Source organism: Brevundimonas sp. C43, from assembly GCF_030732185.1.
Classification (GTDB): domain Bacteria; phylum Pseudomonadota; class Alphaproteobacteria; order Caulobacterales; family Caulobacteraceae; genus Brevundimonas; species Brevundimonas diminuta_C.
Genome location: NZ_CP132231.1, coordinates 2962953 through 2983172, shown reverse-complemented (window position 1 = coordinate 2983172; position 20220 = coordinate 2962953). Strand labels below are relative to the sequence as shown.

Sequence of the window (20220 nt, the reverse complement as noted above, 5' to 3'; positions counted from 1 at the left end):
CTATCGCCATTAATCATTAAGACGGCGTTTCGCGAACGCCGCCTTCCCAGTCGTTACAGACGCGTTTCGCCCTTCAGAATGGCGTTGCGTCCGGCGGCCGTCAGCTTCTGATAGCCCGTCGCCCCGCCCCGCACGTAGAGAGCGGCGCCGGTCTTGGACGGATCGAACCCGTCGACCACCAGATCGGCCTTGCGGTATTTGAAGGTGCCGGTCGTCTCGGCCGATTTGATCAGCCGCACGAACACCGGCTGGGCATAGGCGGGCAGTTTGGCCTCGACATGGTCGGAGAAGGCCTGGGCGTCGAACTTGCCGTCCACCACCAGGGCCGCCATGCCGGCCTTGCCGTCCTGGGCCGGCACAGGCACGCCATAGACGATGGCTTCGGTTACGCCCGGCGCGTCCATCAGCACCTGTTCGACCTCTGAGGTCGAGACGTTCTCGCCCTTCCAGCGGAAGGTGTCGCCCATCCGGTCGACGAAGTAGAAATAGCCTTCCTTGTCCTGCTTCATCAGGTCGCCGGTGCGGAACCAGCGGTCGCCCTTCTTGAACACATCGGTCAGGATCTTCTTCTGCGAGGCGTCCTTGTCGGCATAGCCCGAGAAGTCGTGGCGGATGTCGTTGCCGATCAAGCCGATGGCCTCGCCGACCTCGCCGACGCGCGCCAGGCGACACAGGCCGTCCGAGCCGCGGATCGGCTGTTCCGTCTCCACGTCGAACTCGACCAGGCGAATGTTGATCTGCGACTTCAGGAAGCTCGGCACCCGACCGATCGCGCCCTGTTTGCCGTCGAAGTTGAACAGCGAGACATTGCCTTCGGTCGAGCCGTAGAACTCCAGGATGTCGGGGATCTTGAACCGGCTCTGGAAGTCGGGCCAGACGTCGGCGCGCAGGCCGTTGCCGAACGCCAGACGCAGCTTGTGCTTGGTCTCGTCCTCGTGCGGCGGGCAGTTGACCAGATAGCGGCACAGCTCGCCGATATAGACGAACATGGTCGCGCCCGACGAGCGCACGTCGGGCCAGAAGGTGCTGGCCGAGAACTTCTTGCGGATCACCAGCCGCGCGCCGTTCAGCAACGCCGCGCCCACGCCGACCAAGCCGCCGGTCGAGTGATACAGCGGCAGGACGTTGAAGATCCGGTCTTCGGGCGTCGAACGCGTGGCGCCGGCGAAGGCGCGCATATAGGTCCGGGCGCGAGAATGCGGGATGCGCGCCGCCTTGGGCAGACCGGTCGTGCCGGAGGTGTAGATATAAAGGGCGGTGTCGCGGTTGGTCAGGCCTTCGCGCGCCGACTTGGACGGCCGCACCGAAGACCCGCCGCGCACGGGCTTGTCCAGGCCGCGACGGTCGCTGGTCTCCAGATCGTCGGTCAGGCCCAGCACCCAGAGCGCCAGGTTGTGATCGACCAGAGGCCGCGCCTCCTCGATCTGACGCCAGCAATCCTCGTCCGCGACGACGTTGAACGCCTTGGAGATGGCCAGACAGTGGGCCAGCCCCTGCCCGTTCAGATTGGTGTTGATCAGGGCCGTCGCGATGCCGACCTTGGAGAAGCCGATCCACGCCGCCAGATACTCGATCCGGTTGGTCATCATCAGGGCGATGGTGTCGCTGCGACGCAGGCCCCGGTTCTTGGCCCAGTGGGCGAAGCGGTTGGCCATGGCGTCCAGGTCGCGATACGTCAGGGTGCGCTGACCGTCGTCGATGGCGATATTGTCGGCGAACTTGTCCACCGCCTCTTCGAAGTCGTCACAAAGCAGGACGTCGCTGTCCAGTTCGATCGGCTTGATGCGTTTCAACAGACGGAACAGGCCGCGCGCGAACCGGACATCCCTACGGATATTGGCTACAAAACCCATGCGCGCCGTACTCCGGTCAATGCGTGTTCCACCCGGTCCGGTGATGGACGAAGGCGGCCGGTCGGGTCAACCATAGGGTCCGCAATCCTTCGCGAACCTGACGAATTGCCGTCCAGCCGTGATCCATTTGTTCGGTTGACGCGGCGGAAATCCAGAGCACCGCCCTGCTTTTTATTGCCGCATTGACGGCAAATGCGGCGGCCGCGCGCACGGTCTTCGCCCCATTCCGGGCGGAAACGGTGTTTCTTCGGGGCTTTTGCGCTTTACGCGGAACGCCGTTGCGGAACGGCGGGTTGGTTGATCGACGTTATGGAGGACAGAAACAATGTCTATGACCTATGCCAACGCCAATGCCGAAGCTCGCGCTGACGACACGACCTTCGTCCCGCGTTACGCTCGCACGACCAAGTCCAAGAAGTCGGTGAAGACCTGGATGATCCTGGCCCCGATCGGCGCGGTGGTGCTGCTGGGCAGCGGCGTCGCCATGATGATGGGCGGCGAACAGGCCGCTCCCGCCCAGCCCGCTGAGACCGCCGCACCGGCCATGCAGACCGCGCCCGCCGCAATGACGGCCGCCCAAACGCCGGTCACGCCCTCCCCGGTCGAGGTCGCGCCTACGCTGGCTGCGGCTCAAACGCCTGCCTCCGCGCCTGAGCCGGTCGCTCGCCGCGCCGAACCCGTGGCCCGTCGCGCTGCGCCGGCCGTTGAACGGCCTGCCGCTGCCCGTGTTGAGACGCCGGCTACGCCTTCGGGTCCGCAACCCTACACCGCCCCGGCCGCCTCGACGGCGAGCACCAGCCGGTTGAACACCGCGCCTGCAGCCTCGACCCCGGCTCCGGTCGTGACCACGCCCGCCGCTCCCGCGATCACGGTCCAGCCGCTGAACTGATCTCAGCAGAATATTGGAAAGCCCCGGTTTCGGCCGGGGCTTTTTCTATATCGACGTTCAGGCGCCGCTGACGCGCCAGATCACATTGCCCACGTCGTCGGCGACCAGCAGCGCGCCTTGCCGATCAATCTGCACCCCGACGGGCCGGCCCTGAGCCTGACCCCGAGCGTTCAGAAATCCGGTCAGAACATCCTGCGGCGGCCCGGCGGGACGCCCATCGACGAACGGCACGAAGATCACCTTATAGCCGCTGCGCACGCTGCGATTCCACGATCCATGCTGGCCGACGAAAACGCCAGAGCGCAAGGCTGGCGGCAACAGGCTCGCGCTCTCGCCGAATGTCAGTCCCAGCGACGCCGTGTGCGCGCCCAAGGCGTAATCCGGCCGGATCGCGCGCGCGACCATCGCCGGATTGGCGGGGGGGCGCGTATCGACAGTCTGGCCGTAATAGCTCCACGGCCAGCCGTAGAAGCCGCCCGGCGTCACCGACGTCATATAGTCGGGCACCAGATCGTCACCGATCTCGTCACGCTCGTTGACCGCCACCCAAAGCTGGCCGGTCTGAGGGTTCCAGTCCATGCCGACCGGATTGCGCAGGCCGGAGGCATAGACCTGCCGCGCGCCCGTCGCCGGATCGATCTCCAGTATGGTGGCGCGATCAACTTCCTCGTCCAGGCCGTTTTCGCCGACGTTGGAGTTGGAGCCGACCCCGACATAAAGCCGGCGACCATCCGGGCTGGCGACCAGGCTCTTGGTCCAGTGGTGATTGCGGCCAGCGGGCAGGTCCGCGACCTTGGTCGCCACAGCGTCGATCCGCGTCTGGCCGCTCTGATACGGAAAGGCCACCACCGCATCGGCGTTGGCGACGTAGAGGCGGTCGCCGACCAGAACCATGCCAAACGGCGAGTTCAGTCCGGTCAGGAAATCGCTCCTGATCTCCGCTACGCCGTCGCCGTCCGCGTCCCGCAGCAGGACGATCTTGTTGGGGCTCGGGACACCGGCGCCGGCCTTGGCCATGACCTTGCTCATCACCCAGCCACGCAGACCGCCCTTCTTGTCTTCGGGCTTGGGCGGTGCATTCGACTCCGCGACCAGAATATCGCCGTTGGGCAGGCGATAGAGCCAGCGCGGGTGATCCAGGCCTGTCGCGAACGCCTGTACGCGCAATCCCGCCGCCGCGACCGGCGTCGCGCCTTCGGGCCAGCTCGACGCCGGGGCGATATTGACGGTCGGCAACAAGCCCTGACGTGGCGCCGGCAGTTGCGGGTCCGGCCCAAACCCTGCCGCGACGGGCAAGGCTATCCCGCCCGCGCAGGCCCCCAGACCGATCACCGTCGCGAGCAGTGTCGAGGCGAACAAGACCGTCCGTGTCGAGCGCATGGCCTTTGATCCTTAACGCGCCGGTTGGGCCGGGAACTCCAGTCGACTGACGTCGTATCCGAGGGCCCGCGCCCGTTCGGTCAAGGCGCGCACCTGCTGCTCGCTGGGCAGGTCGCGCGTGTAGATGAACAGGCGATTGAAGGTCGGATCGGCCGAGATGAACCAGCTGTAGTCATCCGCCCGGTCCAGCACCCAATAGTCCCAGGTCACGAACCCGGCCAGATATCTCACCCTGAGTTTTGCGTTCGTGCCCGGATCGAGGATTTCGCCCCGTCCGCCGATAGCCTTTTCCTTGCCGTCCGGCGTGCCGACCTGACAGGTGTCGCGCACATCGACGCGCGTGCCCTCCACCGGCGTATAGATCGACGCGCCGGCGACGCAGCCGTCGGTCAGCCGATCCGGCAGGCGCGCGATCTCGTGCCAGCGCCCGGACCACAGACGCTGCACATCGACCGGCTTGGCCGGCTGCGGCGCGCGATATTCGGATGGAGACGGCGCGGTCACGCATCCCGCCAGCGCGATCGCGGCGGCGGCGGATGCGGCGAGGGATTTCAGGCTGGACATGGGCGTTTCCGTTTTGATGCCATAAGCCGCTTTCAGCGACCCTGGTTCCGTTACGCTTCGACGACGAAATCGGACGCTGCGGGCCGAAAATCTCCTAGCGGGGAGCAGGAACACTCGCTTGTTCCCTCGCGCGCATTGGCGTTGTCACATGGCGTTCGACGGAGACGCCCCGGTGACCACCGCCACCCTGACCAGAAGACCCGCCGGCCTGTCCGCGCCGCGACTGACGCACCTTCAGCGGCTGGAAGCCGAGAGCATCCACATCCTGCGCGAGGTGGCGGCCGAGGCCGAGCGTCCGGTCATGCTGTATTCGATCGGCAAGGATTCAGCCGTCATGCTGCATCTGGCGAAGAAGGCCTTCTATCCGTCCAGACCGCCCTTCCCGCTGCTGCACGTCGACACGACGTGGAAGTTCCGCGCTATGTACGCGATGCGGGAAAAGGCCGCCGCCGATCTGGGCGTTGAGCTGCTGGTCCACCAGAACCCGGACGCCCTCGCGGGCGGCATCAATCCCTTCGACCATGGCTCGGCCCTGCACACGGACTTGTGGAAGACCGAAGGGCTGAAACAGGCGCTGTCTCATTACGGCTTCGACGCGGCCTTCGGCGGCGCCCGGCGCGACGAGGAGAAGTCGCGCGCCAAGGAGCGGATATTTTCCTTCCGCACCGCCGAGCATCGCTGGGATCCAAAGAACCAGCGCCCCGAACTTTGGCGGCTTTACAATACGCGCAAACGGCCGGGCGAGAGCATCCGCGTCTTCCCGATCTCCAACTGGACGGAGCTGGATGTCTGGCAATACATCCACCTGGAGCGGATCCCCATCGTGCCGCTGTACCTCGCCGCTGAGCGGCCGGTCGTCGAGCGCGACGGGGCCCTGATCATGGTCGATGACGACCGGTTCCGACTGCGTCCCGAAGAGACGCCGCAGATGAAATCGGTCCGTTTCCGCACCTTGGGCTGCTACCCCCTGACCGGGGCCGTCGAGAGTACGGCCGCGACCCTGCCCGAGGTCATCCAGGAAATGCTTCTGACCACCACATCCGAGCGGCAGGGCCGGATGATCGACCACGACCAGTCCGCCTCGATGGAGAAGAAGAAGCAGGAGGGCTATTTCTGATGGCCCACCAATCGGATCTGATCGCCCACGACATCGACGCCTATCTGGACGCCCACCAGCACAAGAGCCTGCTGCGCTTCATCACCTGCGGCAGCGTGGACGACGGCAAGTCCACCCTGATCGGGCGGCTGCTCTACGATTCCAAGATGATCTTCGAGGATCAGATGGCGGCGCTGGAGGCGGACAGCCGCCGCGTCGGCACCCAAGGCGGCAACATCGACTTCGCCCTGCTGGTTGACGGCCTGGCCGCCGAGCGGGAGCAGGGCATCACCATCGATGTCGCGTATCGCTTCTTCTCCACCGAGAAACGGAAGTTCATCGTCGCCGATACGCCGGGCCACGAGCAGTACACGCGCAACATGGTCACCGGCGCCTCGACCGCCGACGCCGCCGTCATCCTGATCGACGCCCGTCGCGGGGTTCTGACCCAGACGCGGCGCCACGCTTATCTGGTCAGCCTGTTGGGCATCCGTCACGCGATTCTGGCGGTGAACAAGATGGACCTGATGGGCTGGTCTCAAGCTGTGTTCGACGCCATCGTCGCAGACTTTCGGGTCTTCGCCGACCAGATCGGGCTTCAGGCCTTCGACGCCATCCCGATGTCGGCCCTGCGCGGCGACAATATCACCGAACCCAGCGCCCATTCGCCCTGGTACGCCGGGCCGCCGCTGATGAGCCTGCTGGAGACGCTGGAGGTCGGGGACGATCTTCAGGCCGATCCGTTCCGCCTCCCGGTGCAGTGGGTCAACCGGCCCAATCTCGACTTCCGCGGCTTCTCCGGCCAGATCGCCGCCGGGACCGTGCGCCCCGGCGATCCGGTGCGCGTCCTGCCGTCCGGCAAGACCTCGACCGTGGCCCGCATCGTCACCGCCGACGGCGACTTGAGCTTGGCCGTCGCCGGCCAGTCGGTCACCCTGACTTTGGCCGACGAGATCGATGTCTCGCGCGGCGACGTCCTCGCCAGCGCCGACGCCCCGCCCGAGGCGGCCGACCAGTTCGAGGCCACCGTGGTCTGGATGGACGACGAACCCCTGCTGCCGGGCCGGCCTTACCTGCTCAAGATCGGCGCCAAGCTGGTCGGGGCCACCATCACCGAGCCCAAGCACAAGGTGAACGTCAACACCCTGGAACAGCAGCCGGCCAAGCGGCTGGAGCTGAACGAAATCGGCGTCTGCAACCTGTCCCTGGACGCTCCCGTCGCCTTCGCCCCCTATGCCGAGAACAAGGATTTGGGCGGTTTCATCCTGATTGACCGGATCTCGAACCGGACGGTCGGGGCGGGTTTGATGCACTTCGCCCTGCGCCGCGCCCACAACATCCACTGGCAGGCCCTGTCGGTGGACAAGGCGGCGCGCGCCACGATCAAGAACCAGAAGGGCCGCGTCGTCTGGCTGACCGGCCTGTCGGGCGCGGGCAAATCGACCATCGCCGATCTGGTGGAAAAGCGGCTGCACGCCGACGGTCGTCACACCTATCTGCTGGACGGCGACAATGTCCGCCACGGCCTGAACCGCGATTTGGGTTTCACCGAAGAGGACCGGGTCGAGAACATCCGCCGCGTCGCCGAGGTGTCGAAACTGATGGTGGACGCCGGGCTGATCCTCCTGGTCAGCTTCATCTCGCCCTTCCGCGCCGAACGCCGTCTGGCCCGCGACCTGCTGGGCGAGGGCGAGTTCGTCGAGGTCCACGTCGACACGCCGCTGGCGGTCGCCGAGGCCCGCGACGTCAAGGGCCTGTACAAGAAGGCCCGCGCGGGAGAGCTCAAGAACTTCACCGGCATCGACAGCCCTTACGAAGCCCCCGAGACGCCCGAGATCGTCGTGGACACCACCACCATGTCGCCCGAGGACGCCGCCGAGCGCATCGTCGCCTGGCTGGATGGGCGCTTCTCGACCGAGGACTTCGCCATCTAGGTTCGGAACCTTGACCGTTCGCCGGACGCTCTAGAATGCGATGACCAATCCGATCCAGAAGCTGGGCCTCGACACCATCGAGCAGTCGCAGATCGCCCGCATCGCCGGGATCAATCTGACGCTGGGCGGTCTGGTCAGCGCGGGCGTGATCCTCCTGATCGCCTTCGCCGCCCATTGGCTGGTGACGCGGTCGCTGCGCCGGGTGCGCGAGCGCTCGGACCGCAGCCGTCAGGCGATCTATCTGCTGGAGCGGCTGGCCGGCTACGGCATCATCGTCGTGGGGATTATGTCAGCCCTGTCGGCGGCGGGGCTGAACCTGTCCTCCCTGACCGTCTTCGCCGGCGCGCTGGGCATCGGCGTGGGTCTCGGGCTTCAGGGGGTGGTCAAGGAGTTCGTCTCCGGCCTGTTCCTGATCTTCGACCGGATGGTGTCGGTCGGCGACTATATCGAGATCGAGGACATCGGCATCCGCGGCGCCATCATGGAGATCGGCCCTCGCGCCACCCGTGTCCGCACCAACGACAACGTCAATGTCCTGGTGCCCAACTCGCGCTTCATCGAACAGCCCGTCACCAACTGGACCATGAAGGGCGACACACGCCGCATACATGTGCCCTTCACCGTCGCCTATGGCTCGGACCGGGGACAGGTGCGCGACGCGGTTCTGGCCGCCGCCCGCGCCAGCCCCTTCACCCTGCCGGAGACGGAGGCCCGCAAAAGCCAGGTCTGGCTGGTGGCCTTCGGCGATCGGGGCCTGTCGTTCGAACTGGTGGTCTGGCCGACGCGCGACGCCGTCAAACGTCCGGCGGCCATGCACGCCGCCTACACCTGGCTGATCGCCGACGCCCTGGATGCGGCGGGCGTCGAGGTGCCGGTGCCCCAGACCGATCTTCGCCTGCGCACCGCCTTCGGCCTGGACGGCGAGGAGGCCTTGAAGCGCCTCGGCTACGGCGTCGGCGCATCGCCGCGACCGACCGGCCCGCAAAGTCCGGCCCGAACCGCCAACGACGCCGCCGACGACGTCATGGCCGACGAAGAGGTCGAGATGCCTGAGCCGCCCGCTCCGCCCAAGGCGCGTCAGACGGACTGAGCCGCCTTCGCCTTCAACCGCCAGGCATGCAGCAACGGCTCGGTATAGCCGTTCGGCTGCTCGACGCCTTCGAACACCAGCGCCCGCGCCGCCTGATAGGCCAGACTGTTATCCGGGTCCGTCGCCATCGGCCGATACAGCGGATCGCCCGCATTCTGCCCATCCACCTTGGTCGCCATGCGCTGGAAGGCGGCCTCGACCTGATCGGCCGTGCAGACCCCGTGCAGCAGCCAGTTGGTGATATGCTGCGAACTGATCCGCAGCGTCGCCCGATCCTCCATCAGGCCGATGTCGTGGATATCGGGCACCTTGGAACACCCCACCCCCTGATCGATCCAGCGCACGACATAGCCCAGTATGCCCTGGGCGTTGTTGTCCAACTCGGCCGCCACCTCGTCCTCGGACCAGTTGACGCCATTCGCCAGCGGCGGGGTCAGCAAAGCCTCCAGCCCCGGCGTCTCGCGCCTGGCCATATCCTTCTGAACCGCGAACACGTCGACCGCATGATAGTGCAGCGCGTGCAGGGTCGCCGCCGTCGGCGAGGGGGTCCAGGCAGTGTTCGCGCCCGTCTTCGGGTGGCCGACCTTCTGCTCCAGCATGTCCGCCATCCGGTCCGGCGCCGCCCACATCCCCTTGCCGATCTGGGCCTTGCCCGACAGGCCGCATTTCAGGCCGATGGCGACGTTTCTCGCCTCATAGGCCGCGATCCAGGCGCTGGACTTGATGTCCGCTTTTCGGACCACCGGCCCGGTCTCCATGGCCGTGTGAATCTCGTCGCCGGTGCGATCCAGGAACCCGGTGTTGATGAAGACGATCCGGCCCTTCACCGCCTGAATGCAGGCCGCCAGATTGGCTGAGGTCCGCCGTTCCTCGTCCATCACCCCGACCTTGATCGCATGGCGCGGCAGGGCCAGCAGATCCTCGACCGCATCGAACAGCCGGTCGGTGAAGGCGGCCTCTTCCGGCCCGTGCATCTTGGGTTTGACGATATAGACCGAGCCCGTCGCGCTGTTGCCGAGCCCGCCCAGACCCTTGATGTCATACAGCGCGATCAGGCTGGTCATGATCGCATCCATGATCCCTTCCGGCGCCTCAGACCCGTCGGCCAGACGAATGGCCGAGGTCGTCATCAGATGCCCGACGTTGCGCACGAACAGCAGGCTGCGCCCCTTCAGGATCACCGACGACCCGTCCGGCGCCGTCCACTGGCGATCCGGCTCCAGAGCGCGGGTCAGGGTCTCGCCGCCCTTCTTGAACGTCGCCGACAGGTCGCCGCGCATCAGACCCAGCCAGTTGCGATAGGCCTCGGCCTTGTCCGCCGCATCGACGGCCGCGACGGAATCCTCCAGATCGACGATGGTCGACAGGGCCGATTCCAGCACCACGTCCGCCAGCCCCGCCGCATCGCTGCGCCCCACCGGATGGCTGCGGTCGATCACCAGTTCGATGTGCAGACCGTTGTTGACCAGCAGGATCGAGGCGGGCGCGCTGGCCTCGCCCGTAAAGCCGACGAACTGTCCCGCATCCTTCAGCGCGGGCGACAACGCGCCGTCGATCACCGACCAGCCGGCGACATCCGTATGCGATCCCTCCGCCAGCGGCGCCGCCTCGTCCAAAAAGGCCTTGGCCCGCGCCACAACCCGCGCGCCGCGCGCCGCGTCATAGCCGCCGCCGGCCGGCAGGTCGCCCAAAGCATCCGTGCCGTAAAGCGCGTCATAAAGGCTGCCCCACCGCGCATTGGCGGCGTTCAGCAGAAAGCGGGCGTTCAGCACCGGCACGACCAGCTGCGGCCCGGCCATGCGCGCGATCTCGGCGTCCACGCCTTCAGTCCCGATCGTGAACGGCGCCGGCTCCTCGACCAGATAGCCGATCTCTTTCAGAAAGGCCTGCGACGCCGCCACGTCATAGGGCTGGCCCCGCCGCGCCCGATGCCAGTCGTCGATCTGCGTCTGCAAGGCGTCGCGTCGCGCCAGCAGCGCCCGGTTCTCGGGCGCGAACCGCTCGAAGATCGCCGCCACCCCGCTCCAGAAGGCCGTCGCATCAAGCCCCAGCCCCGGCAGCACGTCCTGCTCGATCAGGGCGATCAGTTCGCCCGCCACCTTCAGCCCGGCGCGATCTTCATGGGTCGTCATGACGGCCTCTCTCCGGCGCGACGCCGGCCTGTAACAATGCGTGATCAGGTAAGCCGAGGCCGGACACCGGCGCAAGGGTCACGTCGCGTCATCGCCGTCGCTTTTCGTCCAGCGCGACAGCCGGCTGGTCACAAACGCTTAACCGCGTCCGTGAACGGGACCGCAAGCGACGGCGCCTATTGTGAGCTTACGGACGAACTCGCGTCCGGTCAGTCGAGCGTCTCGCCCATGCTGTTTCTTCTGAACGACGTCGTGTTCGACCTGGACGAGGCCTGCCCGATCACGCCCGCCGAGGCGCGCCGGTTCGAGAAGCTGGGCCTGGACTATCTGCTGGAACTGGGCTGCGAACTGTTCGCCGAGGACCCGCTGCTTCACCGCAACGATCCCGAGCGCGCCCGTCGCCTGGCCTGGCTGATCGCCGAGCGCAGCCCGGACGTGAACGCCGCCCTGTTCGCGGCGCCCGCCGCCGCCTGTAATCCGGACCTGGTCGAGCCGCGCTTCTGCACCCTGCCCGAGCAGGTGATGCGCCAGCTTCAGGCCAAGGGCCGTCGTCTCGACGCCGTCTCGGCAGACCGCGCCGTCTGGAATCGTCTGGCCGCCTGATCGCGACCTGAAACGCCGTCAGAGGACGGCGTTGAACACCACATGGACCAGCGTCGCCACGGCTACGATAAAGCCGAAACCGACGACCAGCCCCACCGCCGGATGCAGCGGCGCCCGGTCACGCGGCGCATGGGCGATACGGTCTTGCGGATGGATGACAGCCATCGTCCTTGTCCTTTCCCTATGATCCCGGATCGATCCGGGAGGGGAGCGTCGGACTCTGACGGCCTGATCGTCTCCTCCAGAACCGAGCATGACTCCGATAGCCCTTCGTGGCGAGGGGTTATTTCGTCCGGCGCAATCCCGTGACTTTGAGGCGTGTCCGCGCTAGTCGCGCGCCATGTCCTCATTGACCCTGCCTGAAGAAGCGGCGCGCCGCCGGACCTTCGCCATCATCGCCCACCCGGATGCGGGCAAGACGACCCTGACCGAGCACATTTTGTTGGCCGGCGGCGCCATTCGTGCGGCCGGCGCCGTGCGGGCGCGCGGCGAGAACCGGCGCACCCGTTCGGACTGGATGAAGATCGAGAAGGAGCGGGGCATCTCGGTCTCGGCCTCGGTCATGACGTTCGAGCACGACGGCAAGATGTTCAACCTGCTCGATACCCCCGGACACGAGGACTTCTCCGAGGATACCTATCGCACCCTGACCGCCGCCGACTGCGCCATCATGGTGCTGGACGCCGCCAAAGGCATCGAGCCGCAGACGCTGAAGCTGTTCGAGGTCTGCCGCCTGCGCGACATTCCGATCATCACCTTCATCAACAAGCTGGACCGCGAGGCCCAGGACCCGATGGCCCTCTTGGACGACATCGCGTCGCGCCTTCAGCTGGACCCCGCCCCGATCTGGTGGCCGGCCGAGAGCGGCAACCGCCTGCGCGGCATGGTCGAGGTCGGAACCGGCCGATTCCAGCCCTATACCCGCAAGGCCGCCGGTTCGGCCGAGGATCCCGAACACCCCGCCGCCCTGCCGCTTGACCAGGCGGCGCAGTATTTCGAGGCGGGCGAGCAGGACAATCTCGCCGAGGCCGTCGAACTGGTCGAGGGCGGCTACCCGGCCTTTGACCGCCAGGCCTTCCTTGAGGGTCACATGACGCCGGTGCTGTGGGGCTCGGCGCTTCGCCACTTCGGCATCGACGAACTGCTGAAGGCCATCGGCGACTGGGCCCCGGCGCCAAAGGTGATGAAGGCGAAGAAGGAATCGCCGCCCGAGACACGCAACGCCCCGCCCCCCGTCGAGACCGAGGTCGAACCGGGATCGAACGAGGTCACCGGCTTCGTCTTCAAGGTCCAGGCCAATATGGACCCCAACCACCGCGACCGGATCGCCATGTTCCGCATGGCGTCGGGCGCCTTCAAGCGCGGCATGAAGCTGAAGGTGCAGAACACCGGCAAGTCCCTGTCGGTCAATGCGCCGATCATGTTCTTCGCCTCGGACCGCGAACTGGCCGACGACGCCTTCGCCGGCGACGTGATCGGCATTCCGAACCACGGCGTGCTGCGCGTCGGCGACAGTCTGTCGGAGAGCGGCGTGGTCCGTTTCGCGGGCCTGCCCAACTTCGCGCCGGAAATCCTGCAACGGGTTCGCGTGAAGGATCCGCTGAAGGCCAAACACCTGAAAAAGGCGCTTGAAGGTCTGGCCGAGGAAGGCGTGACCCAGTTGTTCCGTCCCGAAATCGGCTCGGACTTCATCGTCGGCGCCGTGGGTCAGCTGCAGTTTGAGGTCATGGCCGACCGTCTGGGCGAGGAGTACGGTCTGGACGTCGTCTTCGAACCCAGCCCCTACGCCGAGGCGCGCTGGATCGCTCCGGGCTCGGACGGCTCCGACGCGGACGTCGAGGACTTCAGCGGCAAATATCGTCCCCAGATGGCCCGCGACATCGACCAGGCCCCGGTCTTCCTGGCCAAGTCGAGCTGGGAGACCGGCTATGTCGGCGAACGCTTCCCCAAGATCGCCTTCACCAAGACGAAGGAACGCGGCTAAGGCCGGCGCCGCAAACGACTTCCTTTGGTCACGTGGCTGAGCCATTCTGAGGTCATGTCGACGCTTCTCGCCCTCGCCAGCACCGTCTTTATGCTGCAGGCCGCCCCTTCCGTGGGGCTGGTTTCGTATGAGGAGGCGGTGCGCTGTGCGGGCCTGACCCAGGCCGCGTCGGAGCTTGAAGGCGGAGAGAGCGCGCAAGGGCGTCGGCTGTATGACGCCGCGCTCTATTGGTCACTGGCGGCCATGCAGGCCGCGACGGCGGCGGGCAAGGCGGCGCCGACCGCCGAGGCCGATCAGACCCGCGCGCGCATCACTGCGGTGCGTCAGCTCAACGCCGAGGCGCCCGAGGCGCGCGCCAATCTGCAACGCTGCCAGCAGAAGACGCCGAAACTCGACTAGGGCCCCGGCTTAAGGCCAAGCCGAACCGCATTTCCGGCGCTGCGTTTGCATTGGACGCCGCAGGTGACGCAGTCTGCGTCCCGAAGCGGGATAACCGAGGTCCAGCATGTTCGAATTCGGCCGTGATCTTCGAAAACTCTTCGCCCAGGCGCGAGAGAGCGAAGACCTGGGGTGGGTCGAACTGATCGGCGCAGATCTGCTGCGCGCCGAGGCGCGACGCGAGGCCACGGACGCCGGACGCGTCTCCTGCGCCCGTCCCTTCGAGACCGAGAACCGCGCCTGCGCCCTGTGGCGCGAACACGCCCGGCGCACCGGCGCCGCCGACAGTCTGGACCGGGCCGAACGCTGCGCCGACAGCCTGGTGCGTTCAGCCGTGGGCGAGGATCAGATCACGCGGGCCGCCATGGCCAAGGCGGCGGTGCTGATGCTGCGCTTTGATCTGTGCGGCGATCCCGCCCGTCTTGACCGCGCGGCGACGACCCTTGCGGCGATCGGGCAGCCGCGCAGCCGACGCATCGCCATCGGCATGGCCGCGCTTCACGCGCGGCTGACGGTCCGCACGGCTCGGCTGAGCGGCGACATCGCCCGCCTTCATCAGGCGGCTGACTTGATGGATGAGGCGGTGCGCAGGAACGACGCCGAGGACATGCATCTGCGCATGGATCGCGCGGCCCTGTCGCTGGAAATGGGCGTGGTCCAGCGCGACGTGCATCTTCTGGATCAGGCCGGCCGAGACCTGGGCGCCCTGGTCGAGACCGCATCTCCCGACCATCGCCCCCTGACCCGCGCTCGGGCCCTGGCTCTGTGCGGCGCTGGCCTGTCGGCCCTGGCCGCCATCGCGGGGCATGACGAGGCCCGCAACCAGGGGCGGACCATGTTCGACGCTGCCACCGACCAGTTCACCCCGGATCACAGCCCGCTGGACTGGGCCGCGATCCAGGTGCTGCGTGTCGGCGACGACGCCCAGCCGCTGATGCTGCTGGCCCAGGCGGAAGCCCTGACGCAGGGCGGCGAACTGATCATCGGCGCCCTGGCGCGCGAGCGGCGCATCACGCGTGAGGTGGCCTTGGCCGAGGCGGTCAAGAACCTGACCGCCCTGATGACGCTGGAAACCCGCCTTCGCGCGCGCATGGCGGCCGCGACGCCGCTCGACTGGGCCGCCGATCAGATCGGCATGGCCGAGATCATGTTGGCGCGGCATCGGCTGGGCGGCGTCGTCCCGACCGATCTGGGGCTGATCCTGGGCGAGGCGGCGATGACGGCGCGGGAAATGGGCGTCGACGCCCTTGCCGACCGCGCCGAGGCGTTGTTGAGGTCTTAGACCTCAGCCGCCCATGGCGACGAAGGCGCCGTTCAGGAACCGCGTCTTGCCATAGGCCATCCGCTGCCCGTCATCGGCCAGAACCCGCCCGCCGGCGGCTTCCAGCACCGCCTGGCCTGCTGCGGTGTCCCATTCCGAGGTCGGGCCCGTGCGCGGATAGGCATCGAACCGCCCCTCGGCGATCAGGCAGAACTTCAGCGACGAATCCGTCCCCTGCCAACGCGAGCAGCCGTGACGGGCGGCCAGACGCGTCGCCTCTTCGTCGGTGACGCTGTGGCTCAGCAGGGCCATGCCTTCCTGCGGCCGGTCGCGCACCCGGATCGGACGCCAGTCCTCGCCCGCATGGGCCTCGCCGGCCTGAAGAGCGCCGAACTGACGCCGGAAGGCGCCGCCCTCGGGCTTGTCGGTGCGCCAGGTCGTCGCCGTCGCCGGCGCGGTCACCACGCCCGCGACCGGATAGCCGTCATGGATCAGGGCGATATTGACGGTGAAGGCCTCGCCGCCGCGCACGAAACCGCGCGTGCCGTCCAGCGGATCGATCAGCCAGAACCAGTCCTCGGCCGCCTCCGGCGCGCCGTCGGCCGACACGGCCTCCTCCGCCACCGTCTGCACGCCCGGATACAGGGCCGCCAGCCGTTCCAGGATCAGGGCCTCGGCCGCCCGGTCCGCCTGCGTCACCGGGCTGTCGTCGGACTTGGTCTCGACCGCCGTGCCTGCGCGCCAATAGGGCAGGATCAGCCGCGCAGCCTCCTCTGCGATCTCGGCGATGGCCAGGGACAGCGCGCCGGACGTCAGATCGCGCTCAAGAGCAGGTGTCAAAGAGGTCGTCATTGGCGGGTCGATAGACCATCCGGGCGGTTCCATGAACCGGCAAATCACTCCAACTTCGCGCGCGACACGAACTGTGACCTGAGCGCGCCAGACATCATGACCTCCCCCCACGACACAGACGCCGCTCCGCTGGACCTTCCGGTCGATGGGACGGAGCTGGCGACCCATATCGCGGCCAAGCTGTGCCATGACTTCATCAGTCCGTCGGGCGCCATCGTCTCGGGCCTCGACCTGATGCAGGACCCGACAGCTCAGGACATGCGCGACGACGCCCTGGCCCTGATCGAGCAGAGCGCCAGGAAGATGGTCGCCCTGGTTCACTTCGCCCGCGTCGCCTTCGGCGCCGCTACCACCAGCGAGAAGTTCACCGCCCGCGAGATCGAAGGCCTGGTGTCCGGCATGGTCCAGGGCGGCCGCGCCTCGCTCGACTGGCGCATCGCCGACGGCGAGTTCACCAAGCCCCAGGCCCGCGCCCTGACCAACCTCGCCTATCTGACCGTCGGCGCCCTGCCGATGGGCGGCGTCGCAACCATTCAGTCGCGCCTGGAAAACGGCCTGCTCTATCTGGAAGGCTTCGCCGAGGGCGCCCGCGCCCGGCTGAAGCCCGAGGTCGTCACGGGTCTGGCCGGCGAACGCCTGGTCGAGGGCCTGGCCGGCCAGTGGATCCAGCCCTACTGGTTGTGGCTGACCGTGAACGAGGCCGGCGGCGCTCTACGCGTCAAGGTTGAAGACGGAAAGGTCGCACTGGTCGCGCGAATGCCTGCGTGAGGCGTTTCCAAACGACTCATTAACTGGCGTTTGAGATAAAAACAGTCCATGCGCCACGGGCGAAAGCCGTCGTGTCATTGAGGGATCGACCTTGGACTTCCGAACCTGCCTGATCGTCGACGACAGCCGCATCATCCGCAAGGTTGCGCGCCGCATCGTCGAGGGCCTGGGCTATGAGGTCGATGAGGCGGCGGACGGCTCCGAGGCCCTGGCCTATTGCACCGGCGCCATGCCCGACGTCCTGCTGGTGGATTGGAACATGCCTGTGATGGACGGCATCACCTTCCTGCGTCGGCTGCGCGCCATGCCGGGCGGCAAGCAACCCAAGGTGCTGTTCTGCACGATCGAGACCCGCCCCGAGCGGATCGCCGAAGCCCTGGCCGCCGGCGCCGACGACTATGTGATGAAGCCGTTCGACGGCGAAATCCTGCAGTCCAAGCTGACGGAGGTCGGAGCGATCGCCGCATGACGCCTGAGGACTTCGACAAGCTGCAGTCCCTTCTCGCCACCCGCGCCGGCTATCGGCTGTCGCGGGATCGCATCCACCTGGCCGAACACCGGCTGGGTCCGATCGCGCGGCGTGAGGGCTACGCCAATGTCGAGGCTCTGCTGACGAACCTGTGGGCCAATCCGGTCGCCTCGCTGGCCTGGTCGGTGATCGAGGCCCTGCTGAACGCCGAGACCTGGTTCCGTCGCGACCGCACCCCCTTCCGCATTCTCGAAACCGAACTGCTGCCGGCCCTGTCCAAGGCGCGGCCCGACGGACGGATCAAGATCTGGTCGGCCGGCTGCTCGACCGGCCAGGAAGCCTGGTCCATCGCCATGACGGCCAGGGAGATCGGCGTCGATGTCGATCTGGTCGCCACCGACCTGTCGCAGCGCGCGATCGAGAAGGCGCGCTCGGGCCTCTACACCGGCTTCGAGATCCAGCGCGGGCTTACGGCCAAAACCATGCTGCGCTGGTTCGAACCGCGGGAAGACCAGTGGATCGTCAAGGCCGAACTGGCCGACGCCGTGCGTTTCGGTCGCGCCAACCTGCTGGACGAACCGACCGATGACGCCCGTTTCGACGTCATCTTCTGCCGAAATGTCATGACCGATATGGACCCGTCACGACGCGCGCGTCTTCTCGACGGACTGGAACGCCGCCTGGTCGATGACGGCTGCCTTCTTCTGGGCGTGGACGAAAGTCTGGAAGGCGAGACGGTAGCCTTCCGCGCCGTGAACGGCCGCCGGGGCCTGTATGTAAAGGCGCCGTCCGCGCTTCGCCGCGCCGCCTGAACCCGCCCTTCATGCGGGCGGTCAGCCCGCGTGCAGTTCCTGCTTCACCCGCTCCGCCAGCGTCTTGATGTCCAGCGGCTTGGGCAGGAAGGACACGCCCGTCTCGTCCTGCAACAGGTCCGAGAAGTCGCTCTCGGCATAGCCCGAGATGAACATGACCGGCGCGTCGCCCAGATATTTGCGCGCCTTCTTCAGCAAGGACGGCCCGTCCAGCCCCGGCATGATGACGTCGGAGATCATCATGTCGATCTGGCCGGCGTGTTCCTCGGCCAGCAACAGGGCCTCCTCGCCGTCGGCGGCCTCTATGACCTCATAGCCGCGCTGACGCAGCAGCCGGGCGGCGATGCCGCGCACGGCGTCCTCATCCTCGACGAACAGGATGCGTCCGGCGCCCGACAGGTCGCGCGGCGCCTTGGCCTTGACCTCGACGGGCTGAACCTCGGCCAGTTCCGCCTCGCCCGCCGCCGGCAGGAAGATGCGGAAGGCGGCTCCCGCGCCTTCGATATTGCTGACGGTGATGTGGCCGCCCGCCTGCTGCACGATGCCGTAGACGGTGGCCAGGCCCATGCCGGTACCCTCGTTCACCGCCTTGGTGGTGAAGAAGGGTTCAAAAATCTTGTCCGCCAGTTCGGGCGGCACGCCGGGTCCGGTGTCCGACACCTCGATCAGGGCCACCTCGTCCGTCGGCGCATCAACCCAGCCCAGGGCTCGCGCCTCGTCGCCCGTCAAGCGGCGCGTGGCGATGGTGACGACGCCGGCGCCCGGCTCGACCACGCCGCGCATGGCGTCGCGCGCATTGACGGCCAGGTTCATCACCGCCGTCTCCAGCTGAGACTTGTCCGCCAGCACGACTGGCAGGTCGCGTCCGTAGTCGGTCTCCAGCCGGACGTCCTCGCGCAGCAGCCGCCGCAGCAGGATGGCGAACTCGCCGACCAGTTCGCCCAGGTCCAGGCGCTCGCGCCGCACCGTCGACTTGCGCGAGAAGGCCAGAAGTTTGCGCACCAGATCGGCCGCGCGAATGGCCGTCTGACGGATCTCGTTCAGGCCCTCGTACGAAGGATCGCCCACCGGGTGCCGTTCCAGCAAACCCGAAAGCTGAAGCTGGATCGCCGTCAGCAGATTGTTGAAGTCGTGGGCCACGCCCCCGGCCAGCTGGCCCACGGCCTGCATCTTCTGGGCCTGGTTGAGCTGCAGCTCCATCGACTTCTGACCCGAGACGTCGAACAGCCAGATGCGCCGCTTGTCGCCCTCGGGCGCCACATACAGATGCAGCATCTTGTCGGGATAGGCCCGTGCGACCAGTTCGATCGGGCCCGACGATCCGCCCGCCAGCTTCAGCCGCGCCTCGGCGATGCCGCCCGGATCGAACAGATGCCCAAAGGCTGCATCGCGCGCCGCCCCCGGTCCGGTCAGGACCGCGAGCGCCGGATTGGCTTCTTCCGCGCGGCCGGAAAACAGGTCTTCGCCGCCGATCACGGCCGATCCGAACGGCGCCCCAGCGGCCATGGCTCGCGCCTCGCCGGTCGCCGCGGCGGCGGGCGTGTGAACGGGCGCGGCGGCGATGGGCAGGACGGCGTCCGGCGCCGCGCGCATCAGGAACCGCCCCTCGCCGGCTTGGCCGATCACGACCTCGACCTCGCGCTGTCCGATCATGACGATGGCGCGGCCCGGCTCGCCTTTGCGCGCCTGGGCGAAGGCCATGTACAGCGCTTGCGCCGACTTGCCGCGCGGCAGGGCGCCGGTCGCGCCGTTGGCCTCGGACCAGGCGGCGTTGAAGGCCAGGATCTGTCCTGAATCCCACACCAGCGCCGCCGGTTCGGCCATGGCGTCCAACACCTCGATGGCCGCATCGCTGCTCGGCTTGGCGTCCGCCGCCCGGCGGAAGCCGAAAAGACCGATCAGGGCGATGGCGCCGACGGTCAGGATCAGCACCAGTCCCGGCGCCGAAATCGGATTGTCCCGAAACGCCGGATAGGCCAGGGCCGCGATCGCCACGACGACCCCGAACGCCATCACGCCGGACAACAGGTCGAACGAAGGGCGGCGGGTGGACGTCATACAGCCTCGCGAATCAGTGTTGCGATCATACGCCCAA

The 20220-nt window shown here is 67.3% G+C and carries 18 protein-coding genes; 11 read left to right on the top strand and 7 right to left on the bottom strand.

What is annotated here, in order from left to right; translation table 11 throughout:
- Nucleotides 1-53: 53 nt before the first annotated feature.
- The gene (locus Q9R14_RS14925) at nucleotides 54-1853 is read right to left on the bottom strand and encodes a long-chain-acyl-CoA synthetase (protein WP_306002888.1); all 1800 of its coding nucleotides are present in this window, start codon (nucleotides 1851-1853) and stop codon (nucleotides 54-56) included.
- Nucleotides 1854-2178: 325 nt separating this feature from the next.
- On the opposite strand from Q9R14_RS14925, the gene Q9R14_RS14920 reads away from it, so the two are divergent.
- Nucleotides 2179-2742, top strand: a complete 564-nt coding sequence (locus Q9R14_RS14920) for a hypothetical protein (RefSeq protein ID WP_306002887.1) — start codon at nucleotides 2179-2181, stop codon at nucleotides 2740-2742.
- A gap of 57 nt (nucleotides 2743-2799) precedes the next feature.
- On the opposite strand, the gene Q9R14_RS14915 is transcribed toward Q9R14_RS14920, so the two are convergent.
- Nucleotides 2800-4122, bottom strand: coding sequence for a sorbosone dehydrogenase family protein (locus Q9R14_RS14915; RefSeq protein WP_306002886.1), 1323 nt, complete (start codon nucleotides 4120-4122; stop codon nucleotides 2800-2802).
- 12 nt (nucleotides 4123-4134) lie between these two features.
- Nucleotides 4135-4686 (bottom strand): lipocalin family protein, encoded by a 552-nt coding sequence (locus tag Q9R14_RS14910; protein ID WP_137720215.1) that lies wholly within the window; start codon nucleotides 4684-4686, stop codon nucleotides 4135-4137.
- 148 nt (nucleotides 4687-4834) lie between these two features.
- Between Q9R14_RS14910 and cysD the strand changes: the two genes are divergently transcribed.
- From cysD to Q9R14_RS14895, 3 genes are read left to right on the top strand one after another with little or no spacing between them, the layout of a single operon-like run.
- Nucleotides 4835-5803, top strand: a complete 969-nt coding sequence (gene cysD, locus Q9R14_RS14905) for a sulfate adenylyltransferase subunit CysD (RefSeq protein ID WP_306002885.1) — start codon at nucleotides 4835-4837, stop codon at nucleotides 5801-5803.
- Nucleotides 5803-7716: a sulfate adenylyltransferase subunit CysN gene (cysN, locus tag Q9R14_RS14900; RefSeq protein WP_306002884.1), complete on the top strand. Its 1914-nt coding sequence runs from the start codon at nucleotides 5803-5805 to the stop codon at nucleotides 7714-7716. The genes cysD and cysN overlap by 1 nt, the downstream gene beginning before the upstream one ends.
- 40 nt (nucleotides 7717-7756) lie before the next feature.
- Nucleotides 7757-8806, top strand: coding sequence for a mechanosensitive ion channel family protein (locus tag Q9R14_RS14895; protein WP_306002883.1), 1050 nt, complete (start codon nucleotides 7757-7759; stop codon nucleotides 8804-8806).
- Here the strand turns inward: Q9R14_RS14895 and Q9R14_RS14890 are convergent.
- Nucleotides 8794-10938, bottom strand: a complete 2145-nt coding sequence (locus Q9R14_RS14890; protein ID WP_306002882.1) for a malate synthase G — start codon at nucleotides 10936-10938, stop codon at nucleotides 8794-8796. The two genes, Q9R14_RS14895 and Q9R14_RS14890, sit on opposite strands and share 13 nt — an antisense overlap.
- A 228-nt stretch (nucleotides 10939-11166) precedes the next feature.
- Here Q9R14_RS14890 and Q9R14_RS14885 point away from each other — a divergent pair, with 228 nt between their 5' ends.
- Nucleotides 11167-11541, top strand: a complete 375-nt coding sequence (locus Q9R14_RS14885) for a hypothetical protein (protein ID WP_306002881.1) — start codon at nucleotides 11167-11169, stop codon at nucleotides 11539-11541.
- An 18-nt stretch (nucleotides 11542-11559) separates the two neighbouring features.
- Here Q9R14_RS14885 and Q9R14_RS14880 read toward each other — a convergent pair whose 3' ends face one another.
- Nucleotides 11560-11706, bottom strand: a complete 147-nt coding sequence (locus tag Q9R14_RS14880; RefSeq protein WP_306002880.1) for a hypothetical protein — start codon at nucleotides 11704-11706, stop codon at nucleotides 11560-11562.
- Between the two features lie 175 nt (nucleotides 11707-11881).
- Between Q9R14_RS14880 and Q9R14_RS14875 the strand changes: the two genes are divergently transcribed.
- The 3 genes from Q9R14_RS14875 (at nucleotide 11882) to Q9R14_RS14865 (ending at nucleotide 15245) form a co-directional block, all read left to right on the top strand.
- Nucleotides 11882-13525: a peptide chain release factor 3 gene (locus tag Q9R14_RS14875; RefSeq protein ID WP_306002879.1), complete on the top strand. Its 1644-nt coding sequence runs from the start codon at nucleotides 11882-11884 to the stop codon at nucleotides 13523-13525.
- Nucleotides 13526-13579: 54 nt separating this feature from the next.
- Nucleotides 13580-13924 (top strand): hypothetical protein, encoded by a 345-nt coding sequence (locus Q9R14_RS14870; protein WP_045811588.1) that lies wholly within the window; start codon nucleotides 13580-13582, stop codon nucleotides 13922-13924.
- 106 nt (nucleotides 13925-14030) lie between these two features.
- Complete coding sequence (locus Q9R14_RS14865) at nucleotides 14031-15245, top strand: hypothetical protein (protein ID WP_306002878.1); 1215 nt, start codon at nucleotides 14031-14033, stop codon at nucleotides 15243-15245.
- A 3-nt stretch (nucleotides 15246-15248) separates the two neighbouring features.
- Here the strand turns inward: Q9R14_RS14865 and cysQ are convergent, their stop codons facing one another.
- Nucleotides 15249-16076, bottom strand: a complete 828-nt coding sequence (gene cysQ, locus Q9R14_RS14860) for a 3'(2'),5'-bisphosphate nucleotidase CysQ (RefSeq protein ID WP_306002877.1) — start codon at nucleotides 16074-16076, stop codon at nucleotides 15249-15251.
- A gap of 96 nt (nucleotides 16077-16172) precedes the next feature.
- Between cysQ and chpT the strand changes: the two genes are divergently transcribed.
- The 3 genes from chpT to Q9R14_RS14845 all read left to right on the top strand — a co-directional run bounded on the left by chpT (nucleotide 16173) and on the right by Q9R14_RS14845 (nucleotide 18125).
- Nucleotides 16173-16844 carry a histidine phosphotransferase ChpT gene (gene chpT / locus Q9R14_RS14855; protein ID WP_306002876.1) on the top strand — a complete coding sequence of 224 codons (672 nt, stop codon included), beginning with the start codon at nucleotides 16173-16175 and terminating at the stop codon, nucleotides 16842-16844.
- Between the two features lie 91 nt (nucleotides 16845-16935).
- Complete coding sequence (locus Q9R14_RS14850) at nucleotides 16936-17313, top strand: response regulator (protein ID WP_017505646.1); 378 nt, start codon at nucleotides 16936-16938, stop codon at nucleotides 17311-17313.
- Nucleotides 17310-18125 (top strand): protein-glutamate O-methyltransferase CheR, encoded by an 816-nt coding sequence (locus Q9R14_RS14845; protein ID WP_153925452.1) that lies wholly within the window; start codon nucleotides 17310-17312, stop codon nucleotides 18123-18125. Before Q9R14_RS14850 ends, Q9R14_RS14845 begins: the two co-directional genes overlap by 4 nt.
- A 21-nt stretch (nucleotides 18126-18146) precedes the next feature.
- Here Q9R14_RS14845 and cckA read toward each other — a convergent pair whose 3' ends face one another.
- Nucleotides 18147-20183 carry a cell cycle histidine kinase CckA gene (gene cckA, locus Q9R14_RS14840; RefSeq protein WP_306002875.1) on the bottom strand — a complete coding sequence of 679 codons (2037 nt, stop codon included), beginning with the start codon at nucleotides 20181-20183 and terminating at the stop codon, nucleotides 18147-18149.
- Between the last annotated feature and the right edge of the window lie 37 nt (nucleotides 20184-20220).

What these genes read in the sequence shown, in the direction of transcription:
- Q9R14_RS14890 (WP_306002882.1), bottom strand. Translation starts at nt 10,938, where the DNA reads ATGACGACCCATGAAGATCGCGCCGGGCTGAAGGTGGCGGGCGAACTG.
- Q9R14_RS14910 (WP_137720215.1), bottom strand. Translation starts at nt 4,686, where the DNA reads ATGTCCAGCCTGAAATCCCTCGCCGCATCCGCCGCCGCCGCGATCGCG.
- Q9R14_RS14915 (WP_306002886.1), bottom strand. Translation starts at nt 4,122, where the DNA reads ATGCGCTCGACACGGACGGTCTTGTTCGCCTCGACACTGCTCGCGACG.
- Q9R14_RS14925 (WP_306002888.1), bottom strand. Translation starts at nt 1,853, where the DNA reads ATGGGTTTTGTAGCCAATATCCGTAGGGATGTCCGGTTCGCGCGCGGC.
- Q9R14_RS14920 (WP_306002887.1), top strand. Translation starts at nt 2,179, where the DNA reads ATGTCTATGACCTATGCCAACGCCAATGCCGAAGCTCGCGCTGACGAC.
- cysN (WP_306002884.1), top strand. Translation starts at nt 5,803, where the DNA reads ATGGCCCACCAATCGGATCTGATCGCCCACGACATCGACGCCTATCTG.
- chpT (WP_306002876.1), top strand. Translation starts at nt 16,173, where the DNA reads ATGACCTCCCCCCACGACACAGACGCCGCTCCGCTGGACCTTCCGGTC.
- Q9R14_RS14880 (WP_306002880.1), bottom strand. Translation starts at nt 11,706, where the DNA reads ATGGCTGTCATCCATCCGCAAGACCGTATCGCCCATGCGCCGCGTGAC.
- cysQ (WP_306002877.1), bottom strand. Translation starts at nt 16,076, where the DNA reads ATGACGACCTCTTTGACACCTGCTCTTGAGCGCGATCTGACGTCCGGC.
- Q9R14_RS14865 (WP_306002878.1), top strand. Translation starts at nt 14,031, where the DNA reads ATGTTCGAATTCGGCCGTGATCTTCGAAAACTCTTCGCCCAGGCGCGA.
- Q9R14_RS14870 (WP_045811588.1), top strand. Translation starts at nt 13,580, where the DNA reads ATGTCGACGCTTCTCGCCCTCGCCAGCACCGTCTTTATGCTGCAGGCC.
- cysD (WP_306002885.1), top strand. Translation starts at nt 4,835, where the DNA reads ATGGCGTTCGACGGAGACGCCCCGGTGACCACCGCCACCCTGACCAGA.
- cckA (WP_306002875.1), bottom strand. Translation starts at nt 20,183, where the DNA reads ATGACGTCCACCCGCCGCCCTTCGTTCGACCTGTTGTCCGGCGTGATG.
- Q9R14_RS14885 (WP_306002881.1), top strand. Translation starts at nt 11,167, where the DNA reads ATGCTGTTTCTTCTGAACGACGTCGTGTTCGACCTGGACGAGGCCTGC.
- Q9R14_RS14845 (WP_153925452.1), top strand. Translation starts at nt 17,310, where the DNA reads ATGACGCCTGAGGACTTCGACAAGCTGCAGTCCCTTCTCGCCACCCGC.
- Q9R14_RS14895 (WP_306002883.1), top strand. Translation starts at nt 7,757, where the DNA reads ATGACCAATCCGATCCAGAAGCTGGGCCTCGACACCATCGAGCAGTCG.
- Q9R14_RS14875 (WP_306002879.1), top strand. Translation starts at nt 11,882, where the DNA reads ATGTCCTCATTGACCCTGCCTGAAGAAGCGGCGCGCCGCCGGACCTTC.